This window comes from Ideonella sp. P3_A4 (assembly GCF_056403075.1).
On the sequence record NZ_JBFUGE010000137.1, the window covers coordinates 1 to 13,259 of the forward strand.

9 protein-coding genes are annotated in these 13,259 nt (G+C 68.0%); 8 read left to right on the plus strand and 1 reads right to left on the minus strand.

Annotated features, from left to right (window positions below; all coding sequences use genetic code 11):
- From AC1DYI_RS14280 to AC1DYI_RS14310, 7 genes are all read left to right on the plus strand, one after another.
- Positions 1-1,173, plus strand: a 1,173-nt coding sequence (locus AC1DYI_RS14280) for a tetratricopeptide repeat protein (RefSeq protein ID WP_477204785.1), incomplete at its 5' end; no start/stop codon positions are given.
- A gap of 314 nt (positions 1,174-1,487) precedes the next feature.
- Positions 1,488-2,042, plus strand: coding sequence for an ECF-type sigma factor (locus AC1DYI_RS14285; RefSeq protein ID WP_477204786.1), 555 nt, complete (start codon positions 1,488-1,490; stop codon positions 2,040-2,042).
- Positions 2,043-2,045: 3 nt separating this feature from the next.
- Positions 2,046-4,826: a serine/threonine-protein kinase gene (locus tag AC1DYI_RS14290; RefSeq protein WP_477204787.1), complete on the plus strand. Its 2,781-nt coding sequence runs from the start codon at positions 2,046-2,048 to the stop codon at positions 4,824-4,826.
- A 7-nt stretch (positions 4,827-4,833) separates the two neighbouring features.
- Positions 4,834-5,154: a hypothetical protein gene (locus AC1DYI_RS14295; RefSeq protein WP_477204788.1), complete on the plus strand. Its 321-nt coding sequence runs from the start codon at positions 4,834-4,836 to the stop codon at positions 5,152-5,154.
- A 118-nt stretch (positions 5,155-5,272) separates the two neighbouring features.
- Positions 5,273-7,315, plus strand: a complete 2,043-nt coding sequence (locus AC1DYI_RS14300) for a multicopper oxidase domain-containing protein (protein ID WP_477204789.1) — start codon at positions 5,273-5,275, stop codon at positions 7,313-7,315.
- Positions 7,312-7,713, plus strand: coding sequence for a hypothetical protein (locus AC1DYI_RS14305; RefSeq protein ID WP_477204790.1), 402 nt, complete (start codon positions 7,312-7,314; stop codon positions 7,711-7,713). The genes AC1DYI_RS14300 and AC1DYI_RS14305 overlap by 4 nt, the downstream gene beginning before the upstream one ends.
- 8 nt (positions 7,714-7,721) lie before the next feature.
- A complete protein-coding gene (locus AC1DYI_RS14310; RefSeq protein WP_477204791.1) occupies positions 7,722-8,183 on the plus strand; it encodes a GNAT family N-acetyltransferase in 462 nt (153 codons plus the stop codon).
- 1 nt (position 8,184) lies between these two features.
- Here the strand turns inward: AC1DYI_RS14310 and AC1DYI_RS14315 are convergent, their stop codons facing one another.
- Positions 8,185-12,261 (minus strand): LAGLIDADG family homing endonuclease, encoded by a 4,077-nt coding sequence (locus AC1DYI_RS14315; RefSeq protein ID WP_477204792.1) that lies wholly within the window; start codon positions 12,259-12,261, stop codon positions 8,185-8,187.
- A gap of 238 nt (positions 12,262-12,499) precedes the next feature.
- Here AC1DYI_RS14315 and AC1DYI_RS14320 point away from each other — a divergent pair.
- Positions 12,500-13,259, plus strand: a 760-nt coding sequence (locus AC1DYI_RS14320; protein ID WP_477204793.1) for a ProQ/FINO family protein, incomplete at its 3' end; no start/stop codon positions are given.

Sequence of the window (13,259 nt, forward strand, 5' to 3'; positions counted from 1 at the left end):
TCTCGCCATGCGATCGCCCACGTCCTGATCGTTGTTGCCACTTGCTTGGGCCTGGGCGGCTGTGCCCAGGTGGCCAAGGCGCCGCCGGTACCGGTGGCACCGCTGCTGCAGGACGACGCCTTCGCGCCCCCCGCGCAGGCAGTGCACCCGGAAGACATCCTGGCGATGAGCCCGGCGATGTTGCATTACGTCGAGGACGAGATCTCGCGCCGCCTGCGCCGCAGCGGCCGCCAGCAGGGCCTGATCGACGCGCTGTACGACCGTGACATGCTGCGGCTCGAATACGACTCGGCTACCACCCGCACCGCGAGCGAAGCGTTCGCCGCCCGCTCGGGCAACTGCCTGTCGCTGGTGATCATGACGGCAGCACTGGCGCGATACCTAGAGCTGCCGGTGAACTTCCAGTCTGTCGACGTCGAGGAAAGCTGGACCCGCGGCCAGGCCCTGTTGCTGGCAGCCGGCCACGTCAACCTGGTGCTCGGCCAGCGCCCGCTCGACAAGAGCCGCGGCGTCTTCACCGACCCGCAGATGACGGTCGACTTCTTGCCGCCGCAAGACCTGCGCGGCCGCCGTGTCACCCCGATCAACGAGGCGCGCGTGCTGGCGATGTACCTGAACAACCGCGCCGCCGAAACACTGACGCAAGGCGACCTGAACCAGGCCTATGCGTGGGCCCGCGCCGCGTTGATTCAGGACCCGGGCTTCACCAGCGCCCCCATCACCCTGGGCGTGATCTACCACCGCCGCGGCCTGCTGGCGCCGGCGGAGGCCGCGTTCCGCCACGCTCTGCGTTCCGAACCGCAGAACACCCAAGCGCTGGCCGACCTGGCGTTGGTGCTGTTCAGCCAGGGGCGCACCGCAGAGGCGAACGAGGTCAAACAGACGTYGGCCAGGCTGGAGGCCTTCCCGCCTTTCCATTTCTTCGAGTTGGGCAAGGCAGCCGTGCAGCGCGGCGACTACGAAGCCGGCCGCGCCTGGTTGCAGCGCGAACTGTCACGCGACCCCGACTACCACGAGGTGCACTTCTGGCTGGCCGTGGCCTACAGCGGCCTGGGCGACGCCAAGGCCGCGCGCAAGCACCTGACGCAAGCTCTGGCCAACAGCACGACACGCGGCGAGCACGACCTCTACGCCGCCAAGCTCGATCGCTTGCAGGCGCGGGCCACACAGTAGGACTGCCCCGGTTCGGGGCACGCCACTAAAGAGGTGGGGCCGGTCAGCGCTGCCAACCGGCCCGACACTCATTCCCTGAGCACCTTTTCGTGACGGCGATGTTGCGGCTCGACCCTCCGTCGAACCGCTTTGCACACACCTTGGGCTTGATCTACCCAATAGAACGGATTGCCGACACCAAACCCGACATCGCCGAATAAAAAAACTTTCGATGCGAATCGGTCACGGCATCCGACGTGCCCACATTGCCGTGAACATCGCTGCCGGCTAGAGTCGACTGCTGGTGCGGCACCGCCGCGGCCGCCCAACCCAGCATGACCCATGACATCACGCTGCTGCTTCGTGATGCCGCTGACGGAAACCGTCAGGCGGCCGATCAAGTGGTATCCCTGCTGTACGCGGATCTGCAGCGCTTGGCGCGCAGCCGGCTGCGCCGCGCAGGCGATGTGACGATGCTGGACACCACCTCGCTGGTGCATGAGTCCTACCTGCGCCTGCTGCGTGGTGAGAGCCCCGAATTCGCCGACCGGCGCCACTTCCTGGCCTATGCCGCGCAGGTGATGCGCAGCATCGTGGTCGACCTGCTGCGCTCGCGCCAGGCTGATCGCCACGGCGGCGGCGCCTGGCATGTGACGCTGAACACCGAGATCGGCGATTCGGCGATGCGCCACGAAGACGAGGTGCTTCGGGTCCACGAAGCGCTGGACGAACTCGCGGGCAGCGACGCCCGTGTGGCCCAGGTCGTGCAGATGCGCTACTTCGGCGGGCTGTCGGAGACCGAGATCGCCGACTGTCTGGGCGTCACCGAGCGTACCGTACAGCGAGATTGGCAGAAGGCGCGGCTGTTCCTGTCGCTGGCGCTCAAGTAGCCCATGGCCGAGCCGGACCTCAGCGCCCCACCGCCGGCCGAGCCGCGCAAGATCGACAAATCGCGCTGGCCTGCGCTCAGCCCCCATCTGGACGAGCTGTTGGAGCTGGCCCCGCCCGAGCGGGCTGCGCGCCTGGCCGCCTTGCGCCTGGCAGACGCCACGCTGGCAGACGACCTGCAGGCCCTGATCGCCAGCCTGGACACACTGGACCGCAACGCCTTTCTCGAAACGCCGGCCCTGCCGCCCCTGGCCACGCTGGACGGCGAAATCGTCGGCGCGTACACGATCGAGCGCGAGCTGGGCCAAGGCGGCATGGGCAGCGTCTGGCTGGCTCGCCGCACCGACGGCCGCTTCGAGGGCCAGGTGGCGATCAAGTTCCTGCATGCCGGCCTGGTGCCACGCGCCGACGCCGAGCGCTTCGCGCGCGAAGGCCGCATCCTGGCCCGTCTGGCGCACCCGCACATCGCGCGCCTGATCGACGCCGGCGTGCACAACCCGGCCGCTGCGGGCCGGCGCGCTGGCGGTGCACAACCCTATCTGGTGCTCGAATACGTCGATGGCCTGCCGATCGACCAGCACTGCGAGCACCACAGTCTGAGCCTGACAGCGCGGCTGGAGCTCTTTCTCGACGTGCTGGCGGCGGTGGCCCACGCCCACACCCGGCTGATCCTGCACCGCGACATCAAGCCCAGCAACATCCTCGTCACCGCCGCGGGCGACGTGAAGCTGCTCGACTTCGGCATCGCCAAGCTGATGCGCGAAGCCCAGGGAGCGCCGACGACCGGCAGCCCCCCGGTCGCCGTCACCGAGCTGACCCAGCGGGCGGGCCGCGCCTTCACGGTGCAATACGCGGCGCCGGAGCAGCTTCAGAACGGCGAAGTCACCACCGCCTCGGACGTCTACGCTTTGGGCGTTCTGCTCTATGTGTTGCTCGGCGGCAGCCACCCCACGGCCGCTGCCACTGCGGCCGCCGTGGATCAGATGCGCGCCACGCTGGAACATCTGCCACGACGCCTGTCCGACACCGTGATGCGCAACGGCGGCCCAGATGCTGCACGTCAGGCACGCGCGCTGCGCGGCGACCTGGACACCATCGTCGCCAAGGCACTGAAGAAGGCCCCGGGGGAGCGCTACTCGAACGCGCAGGCCCTGGCCGACGATCTGCGCCGTCACCTGGCCCACGAGCCGATTGCCGCGCGACGCGATACCGCCGCTTATGTGCTGGCCAAGTTCGCGCGGCGCCACAGCGCCGGTGTGGCCGCCAGCGGCCTGGTCCTGCTGGCCGTCGTCGCCGGGGCCGGCATTGCGTTGTACGAGGCACGAGAAGCACGCCGGCAACAGGTGCAGGCCGAAAGCTTGATCGAGTTCATGCTCGGCGACCTGCGCAAGAAGCTGCAACCGGTGGGGCGGCTGGACGCGCTGGACGCCGTCGGCGGCCACGCCCTCGACTACTACGCTGCGCAAGACGCCGATCGGCTGGACGCCGAGTCGCTCGGGCGCCGCGCCAGAGCGTTGCACCTGATCGGCGAGATTGCCGACGATCGCGGCGACCTCAATGAAGCCAGCCGCGTCTTTCAGCAAGCCGCCGAAAGCACGGCCGCGCTGGTGCAGCGCCACCCAGGCGACGGCCAGCGCCTGTTCGACCATTCGCAGAGCCTGTACTGGGTCGGCTTCGTCGCGCGTCAACGACGACAAATGGACGAAGCCGAGCACGCCTTTCGCGGCTACCTGGACCTGGCCGAGCGGCTGGTCCGGCTCGACCCCGCCAGGCTGGACTGGCGCATCGAACAGGCCTACGCGAACCAGAACCTGGGCGTGCTGCAGCTGGAGCGGGCGCGCCCGGACCAGGCCTTGAAGGCCTTCATCGCAGCCCGCGACACCTTTCGCGCCGCCGTGCCGCAGCGCGCTGGCCTGATCTTCGACCAGGCCAACAGCGAAGGCTGGATCGCCAAGGCGCACGAGGCCAAAGGGGAGCTGGTGGCGGCGCTGGCGGCACAGCGGGCCAAGCTGGCCGGTCTGCAGACGATGCCACGGATCGACAGCGACCGCCCTGCGCAGCGCCTGATGGCCAATGCGATGTACGAGCAGGGCCACTTGTTGCTGGCGCTAGGCGACGCCGCCGGTGCGCTGGCTGCCGCTACGGATGCGTTGGCACGCTTCGAGTCGCTGCTGGCGATCGAGCCGAACAACATGGATTGGCAGACCCAGGCCAATCTCGCCCGCCTGAGCGTGGCCGAGGCGCAGTGGGCCCATGGCGACCGGGCCAGCGCCCGGCAGGCTCTGCAGCACGCCGAATCGGACAGCGCGCGCCTGCTGGCTCACCCACAAACCCGTACCGCCTGGCGTTTGGCCCAACAAGGCCAGGCTTTGCGCGTGCACCTGGCATTTGGCGAGCCCTGGCCGCTCCAGCGCACGACGCTGGAAGCCTACTTGGCGCAGGTCCGCCAAGCCGAAGCCCAAGGCCTGTTGCTGGACACCGACCTGAGCCTGCTCGCGGCCACCGCAGAGGTGGCATGGGGCGACGTCTTGCTGGCGCAAAGCGGCGCAACCGCGGCGCGCGTGCCGTGGCTGACCGCCGTCGCACGTCTGCGCGCCCCTGCGGAAGGCGGCAACGCCGCCGCCGCAACCCTATTGGCCCAGGCCTTGTGGCGCCTGGGCGAGCACACCGAGGCCCGCGCGCTCGCCGAGCGCGTGGCCGGCTCGGCGTACCGGCACCCCGATCTTGCCGATTTGCAAAGGCGGCTGGCGAGCGGCGCGGGCGCTGCCAGCAACAAACTTCAGTGAGGCTTCCATGACCACCGTCGTCAACGTCAGCGTCAGCTCCACCGGCATCATCAGCTGCAGCCCCGACCCGGTTCCCGTCAGCGGGTCCAACGCCACGATCACCTTCAACCTGCACACGTCGGGCTATGCCTTCCCCAGCAACCTGGCGGTTGTCGTCAGCAATCCGGGCACGCAGTTTCCCAATGGGTCTGTGACCGCGTCATCGATCCTGGTGACCCTGCTCGATGTCAACAGTGACAGCAACAGCTACAAGTACACCGTCAACCTGATCAAGACGGCGGACAACTCGACGCTGAACCTCGACCCGACGATCGAGAACGGCCGATGACGATTGTTGAGGGCCTGACCCGCCTTTGAAGCGGGCTCCCCCACAGTTTCGCGATTGGCGCGGCCCCTGGGCTGTGCTCGAATCCAGCGACTGACCAAAGCCGCCGCTGGAGTGTTTGATGCGTTTCGATTTTTTTGATGGCCTGCTTCGGCGGGCCCTTGTTTCGCCGGCCGCCTGGCTTGCCCCCGCCCTGTTGGCCGCCGCCCTGCCCGCCAGCGCGTCCCCGATCAACGAATTGCCGGTGCTCAAGAGCAGCAACGGCCTGCTGGATGTGCTGGTCATCGCCCGCGGCGAGAAGATCACCACGCTCGGCACCTTGAAGCCGATGGGCTGGGTCTACGACATGTGCCCGCGCCCCGCTGACGGCAGCGACACCTGCCCCGCCAAGCCCGATGGCACCAACCTCTACGGCGGCACCCGCCTGCAGCTGCAGCCCGGCGACACGCTGAAGATGCGGCTGGTCAACAAGCTGCCCGAAGTGCTCGATTCCGAGCACGCCGGCGAGCCCGGCCACCACTTCCTGCGCGGCAACCCGACGAACCTGCACACCCACGGCCTGATCGTCTCCCCGCGCTTCCCGACCAAGGCCAACCCGACCTACGGCGACAACGTCTTCGTGATGACGCTGAACCCGAACAACCTGCTGCCGGGCGACGACGAYATCGTGCACGGTGACGTTCGGCTCGGCTTCACCGAATACGAAATCAAGATCCCGAAGAGCCACCCGGCCGGTCTGTACTGGCTGCACGGCCACATCCACGGCCTGACGCTGAACCAGCTCAGCTCGGGCATGTCCGGCGTCATCACGATCGGTGACCCGAGCGAGTACCTGTGCAAGAACGCCGCCTGCACCGACTTCTTCAAGACCTTGCCGGTGCGTCACCTGCTGCTGAAGGACACGCAGGTCCTGAAGAGCAACAAGATCGTCACCGAGCAGTACCCGGTGTTCTGCAAGACCAACCGCGGCGCTGACGAAGAGCCGCGTGAAGGCCTTTGCGCCGGCCTGCACGGCATCCCCACCGGCGGCGGCAAGTGGTACTTCAGCGTCAACGGCCAGGGCTTCCCACACATCCCCGTGCACCAGGGCAACGGCGAGATCTGGCGCATCACCACCGGCTCGGCCACGGTCACCTACGACCTGGGCCTGCGCGATGACGTGACAGGCCAGAACATGCTGATGCAGGTGTTGTCGATCGATGGCGTGGCGGTCGAGCCCGACGCGAATGCCAGCTCGAACGAAGTGCGCAGCATGGCCGGCACCAAGATCACCTCGGTCCCCTGCCCAGCCGACGTGCCCGGCAAGCTGAATCACAAGCCAGTGTGCGCGACCCGGATCATGATGATGCCCAGCTCGCGCGTCGAGCTGTGGGTTGCCCATCGCGACGCGAAAGGCCGCTTGGCCGCCGCGGGCCCGAATGCCAGCGCCACGCTTTACACCGCCGACGTGCAGACCGGCCCGGCCGGCGACACCTGGCCGGCGGTCGACCTGGCCAGCGTCAGCTTCCGCGGCACGCCGACCGCGAACGCGCCGCAAACCCTGGCGGTCACCGGCGACAGCCAGGCCGAAATGCGCGACCCGCGCCGCATCAGCGCCGAGCTGCGCAGTTCGAACGCGATGTACAAGGCGGAAGCCGATTGCCTGCCCTTGGCTCCCGGCCACAAGCGCCGCATCTTCATGGGCTTCACGCCCGGCGGCTCGGTCGCGTTCGGCCTGGGTTACGAAGAGCTGGACGAACACGACCAACCGGTGCCCGGCACCTTCCTCGACATCGAACCGTTCAACCAGGACCGCCCGACCGTTTGCGTGCCGCTCGGCCCCGGCAACACGCCGACAACCGAGCAATGGGAGATCGTCAACATCGCATCGGAGAACCACAACTTCCACGTCCACCAGGTGAAGTTCAGCCTGTTGTCGCGCGATCGCGTCGACGGCCATGTGGTCGGGCACGGCGGTGGCGTGCTGCACGACAACGTGCCGATCCCGCACGCCGACGGCGAATGCGAATCGGTGGATGACTGGCGTGCCGGCAAGTGCGTGGCGCACCCGATGCTGCTCGAGATCCCGTTCACGGTGGCCGGCGACTTCGCCTACCACTGCCACATCGGCGAGCACAGCGACGAGGGCATGATGGCCCGCATCCGCATTCGGGCCAGCAAGTGAACGCCAGCCGTCGCGCCCGCGGGTTGGGCATCATCGTTGGCGCCGGGCTCACGCTCGCGCTGACGGTGCCCACCCGGGCCGCCGCGGCCCTGCCCGACGTGCCGCGCATCCAGGCCGCCTACGAGGCGGCCTATCTCGCCACCCGTGGCAAGCCGCCGGGCGAGCACGCGGACGATCTGGTGATCCAGACCGCTCGCTGCCAGCCCCTGAAGACCAGCGACACTGGCGCCGCCTGCCAGATCGACTTCGTGCGCCAACGCGAACCCGAAGGCCGGCTGTACTTCGACATCGTCACGCTCGAACCGCGCGACGAGGGCAGCTGGGCCCTGCTGTCGGGCCTGTGCATGACCAAGCCGGCGGACAAGCACGCGCAGGCGGCCCGCGGCGCGGTGCGCTGAGCGTCCGCATGCGTCCGCAGGTAGGTGTGCGCGCAGTTGCGCACGACAGCCCCGACGCGGTAGTGCTGCAAGAGCAGTTGTCGGCGCACCTGTTGGCCCGCTACGGCAGCGATGGCAAGGCGGGGTTTGCCGACTTTCCGCCCGAGGGTTCGGTCTTTGCCGTCGCCTACGACTCTGCTGGTGTGCCAGTGGGTTGCGGCGCGCTGCGCCCGTTGACGGGCGAGACCGGCAGTGGCGAGATCAAGCGCATGCATGCCAGCCAGCCTGGCCAAGGCATCGGCGCGGCGGTGCTGGCGTTTCTCGAGCAGCAGGCCCAGCAACTGGGCTATCGGCAGTTGCGGCTGTCGACCCGCTGGGCCAACGAAGGCGCGATCGGCTTTTACCGCGCCCAGGGCTTCGTGGTCGCCGAGCCCTTCGGCAGCTACGTCACGCGCCCCGAGTGCGCTTGCATGCTCAAAGTGCTCTGTTGAGTCAGCCGCACTGCCCGACGTAGCCGCAGGCGGTGCAGAAGTCGCAGCCGTCCTTGTGGATCAGCGTCGCATTGCCGCATTCCGGGCATGGGCGACCGGCCAGCACTGGCGCGACGGTGACGCCATCGGCCTTCGGTGTCGGCGACTCCAGGATGCCCATCGCGTGCAACGGGAAGCCTTCTTCGTCGAGCACACCGAGCATCGCGTAGCGATGGATGATCAGCCGCGCGACGTAGGCCACTGTGCTGGGCCAGACCTGCTGCCGCCGCTGGCCTGGCACCGGCGCCATGAAATGGCCCAGCGGTTCGCCGACGTTCAGCAGTTTGCGCAGCTTCATGCCGATCCACGCCGGGTCGATCACGCGCATGTCGAGTGACAACAAGCGCGCCAGGCCGTCGAAAGCCTTTGGGTAGTTGCCCGAGAAGCCGAGCGCGCAAGGCCGGGTGACAAAGCCACTGGGCGAGACCTGCGGATCGTTGGTGGCCAGCGCCACTTCCTTCAGCGTCAAAGTGAAGGCTTCGCCGGTCGCCGGGTTGTCGACATCGACCGCCCAGGCCAGCGTGCCCGAAGTGCTGGTTCGCGGCTCGTCGCGGCTGAACATCGCGTCCAGCACCGGCGTCGGGCCACCATCGGCCAGCGCACCGAGCTGCTCGCAGCGCCAGCGGATCACGCTCGCGGTGGCCGCCACCACACCTGGGAACAACCGTTTCTCGCCGTTCGGCGGGAACGGCATCTCGAACGCGCGCTCTTCCGCCACTGTCGACAGCGCATCGAGCTTGAGCTTCAACCACTGCGGGTCGTTGGCCCGCATGTCCATTGACAAGGTCTTGGCCAGCGCGCCCAGGCCCCGTGGCTGCTCGGCGCCATTGACCCACACCTCGAACGGCAGCGTGGTGCCGAACAAGCCGGTGCCCGGCCCAGCCTCGGCCGGCAACTCGCCGACGAAGAGCGAGAAATCGCCGTGCGGGTGCTGGATCAAGTAGCTCCAGGCTGGGTTGCCGGCCTTCAGCTCGGGCCGGCCGGGCCAGCGCAGCGAGGTCAGCACCGGCGCCGGCAGCTTGTCCAGCGTCAAGCGCTGGTTGGCGTGGTCGGTCGACAGCGGCKGCGGCGTGGCGACAGTTGCGGGCGTGTCCACGCTCAGCACCGATCCCAGCACCGCATTCGGCCGGTAGGTGGCCAGGCCTTTCAGGCCCGAACGCCAGGCCGTCAGGTACAGGCCCTGGAAGTCTTCGTACGGGTAGTCGGCCGGCACATTGACCGTCTTGCTGATCGACGTATCGATGCAGGGCGCCACCGCCGCCACCATCAACGCATGCGCCTCGGCACTCATTTCCAGCGCCGTGACGAAGGCGTCGGTCAGCGGTGCATCGGTGCCTTTCAGGTGTCGGTACAGCCGCCAAGCATGGTCTTCGACGGCGTACTCCTTGAAGCTGCCGTCCGGCATGCGCTTCTTGCGGGTGTAGGTCCACGAGAACGGCGGCTCGATGCCGTTGCTCGCGTTGTCTGCAAAGGCCAGGCTGATCGTGCCGGTCGGCGCGATCGACAGCAGGTGCGAATTGCGCAAGCCGGCAGTACGCACACGCTCTTTCACCGCGGCCGGCAGCCGCGAGGCGAAGTTGCCGCCCGACAGGTACAGATCGGCGTTGAACAGCGCAAACGCGCCGCGCTCGACCGCCAGGTCGGCGCTGGCCAGGTAGGCCGCGTCGCGCATCGCCTCGCTGATCCGGCGCGCCATCTCGCGCGCTTCGGCGGTGTCGTAGCGCAGGCCCAGCATGATCAGCGCGTCGCCCAGCCCGGTGAAACCGAGCCCTATGCGGCGCTTGTTGCGCGCTTCCTCGGCCTGCTGCGGCAACGGCCAGACGGTCACGTCCAGCACGTTGTCCAGCATGCGCACGGCCACCTTCACCACTTCGGCGAACCCCGCGTCGTCGAAATCGGCACCCGCTTCGAACGGCGCGTTGACGAAGTGCGTCAGGTCGATCGAGCCGAGGCAGCAGCAACCGTAGGACGGCAACGGCTGTTCGCCGCAGTTGTGTACCAGTAAGCCATTGGCATCAAAGGCATGAACCTGTTCGACTGTCACGTCGTAGACCTGTTCGATACCGTCCGCCTCCAGGCTTTCGACCGTGGCGGTGAAGCGCTCGCGGTTGAGGGCGCGCCGATAACCTTCGAGCAGGCCCCGCAGGCGCTCTGACTTAGTCTCGTCTTCAAAGCCAACGAGCTCTTCAAAACGAAGCAGGTTTTCGCCGCTGATGATCAGCTCGTGAACGGCTTTCTGAGGGTACTCACGCTGTCCGCCGCGCCCATCAGGCAGCAGGCCGACGCCTGCCGGACGTCTCTCGCTGTACAGCGTCGCCACGATCCCCAAACGCAGCAGCATCCGCTGCACCGCTCGCAACAGCGATTCGTCCGACTGCGTGAGTCGGACACTCACGCCCTTGGCTTGCGTGCCCTGCACCGAGCCATCGGCATCGAACAGACCACGCAACAGACCGCGGCAGAACTCCGACGACGTCCGCTCGATCGCTGGGGTGACAGTCTTGTGCCCAGGACGCAGCCCCAGTTCGAAGGCGAGGTCGCGCAGCGCTGCGGAAGCCAAACGGGCTTCACCGCGGCCGGTGATTGGCCGCTGAAACCCACCAAAGTCGGCACGGTGCGTCAGGGTGGCGGCCGCCGCTTCCGCGGCACGCATGATCGCGCTGGCGCCATGCGGCACGCCGGCCACATCGCTACCAGCAACCTTGAGCTCAGGGGCCCACACCGAGATCACGGCCTTGTCACTCTTCAGCGTACCGTCTCCGATCAGCAACCCGATCAGGTACCCCTGCGCTTGAGTGTGAGGGCCTTCCCATCCTTCCAGAGCGCGGTGGTCGTGCAGCACGAGCTCGTCACCCGCCTGTAGCTCCCCTGCGGAAATCCACTCCGATTCGATCAGGTACCGCGTCTTGCGCGCGACCCGTCTGACCGGGTGGTCCGCAGTCAGTCGCAGTTCGAACCCTTCGCGTGTGCGCAGCTGACACACCGGTTTCGTCCCGGTCGGGAAGAACCCCGCCGATTCGGTGACATACGCCTTGCCGTCGACCAGGGCGAGGAAGCTTTGGCCGATCAACTCGGCCACCTGCCGCGGCCCCTCTGAGGTCATGACCCAGGTGTCCGCCGTGACACACGGGTTGGTCGCCGCGATCGACTCGCAGTAGCCGAGGTTGTTGTCGTTGTTGATGCGGTCCAGGAACAGCACGCCCGGCTCGGCGTGGTCATAGGTCGACCGCATGATCTTGTCCCACAGCCGTGCGGCCGGGAGGCGGCGATAGACCCAGAGGCCATCAGCGCGTCGATGGGCGCCGGCCGTCTTCTGCGCTGAGCCAGGCTCGGCGCGGTGAACCAGCTCGACCTCGCCACCGGCCAGCACGGCCTTCATGAACTCGTCGGTCACGCCGACCGAGATGTTGAAGTTGCGCAGGTCACCTTCGTCCTTGGCCTGGATGAAGGTCTCGATATCCGGGTGGTCGCAGCGCAACACCGCCATCTGGGCGCCACGCCGCGAGCCGGCCGACTCCACCGTCTCGCACGAGCGGTCGAACACCCGCATGTAGCTGACCGGCCCCGACGCGCTGGATTGGGTCGAGCCAACCCACGCGCCTTGCGGGCGGATGCGCGAAAAGTCGTAGCCGACGCCGCCGCCACGACGCATGGTCTCGGCCGCTTCGGTCAACGCTGTGTAGATGCCCGGAAAGCCTTCTTCGACCTGGGCGATCGAGTCGCCCACCGGCTGCACGAAGCAATTGATCAACGTCGCCGTCAGCTCAGTGCCCGCGGCCGAGTTGATGCGCCCGGCCGGCACGAAGCCACGCCGTTGCGCGTCGATGAAACGCTGCTCCCACAGCGCGCGCTGCTCGGGCGCCTCGACCGTTGCCAGCGCCCGCGCAACGCGCTGACGCACGTCGTCGACGGTCTTCTCCTGGCCCTTGGCGTATTTCTCGGCCAACACCTCGGCGCTGATCGGCTGGGCCGGCAACGGCGTGTGTTGAGCCAAGCGGGTGGACGGCGCGGTGGTGGTGGGGCGGCGGACGGAGCTCATGGGCGGCAACAGCAATCAGCGGGTGGGCTGTAAATATCAACAGTGACGATGATGCACCAAGCGCGGCTCCGCCGCTCGGTCGAAACCCGAGCATCCCCATGGACATTGACGCTCGGCAAAAACCTACGCAAAGCCCCTGAGAAACCCAGGCAATTGCCCCAGCGCGCGGACGGGCACAATCTCTGCCTGTTTTTCTTTGCCGCGGGCCGCGCACCGGCCAGGCTCACCTTTGCGCGCCATGACCGCCAACGACACCCCGACGCCCGATTCCGCAGTCCCGGCAGCCGAGCCTGCATCCATCGTGGCGCCGACGCCCGAGCCGACCTTTGAGACCCCGCTCGAGGCGACCACCGAGGCGCTCTCCGAGCCAGTTGCAGCGCCCGAAGCCGAAGCTGAAGTCGCACCGGCAGCCGGACAACCGGCGGCAGAAACCGCGCCAATGTCACCGGCCGCCTGCGCCGAGCGCCTGAAGGCCTTGTTCCCGGCCCTGTTCACCGGCCAGGCCAAGCCGATCAAGCTGCGCATCCAAGCCGACATCCAGGCCCGCGCGCCGGGCGTGTTCAGCAAGGCCGCGCTATCGGGATTTCTGCGCCGCTACACCGGCGGCACCGGCTACCTGATTGCGCTGACCCGCGCGCCGCACCGCTTCGACCTGGACGGCCAGCCGGCCGGCGAGATCGCGGCCGAGCACCGCCAGGCCGCGGCCGACGAACTGGTGCGCCGCCGCCAGGTGCACGAAGGCCGGCGCCAGGCCGAGGAAGACCAGCGCCGTGACCGGGCCCAGCTGCTGCGCGCCTTCCAGTCCACCACGCTGACCAAGGACAACTTCTGCGCGCTCAAGGGCATGACGCCAGAAGCGCTGGACGCGCTGCTGACCCAAGCCCGGCAAGAAGCCGAGGAGTACGCGCGCGAACGCCCGCCCCAGCAACGCCCGGTTGGCCGACCGGACCAGCGCGGCGGCCCGCGCCCGGACCATCGCCCGGCCGGCGGCCAGGACC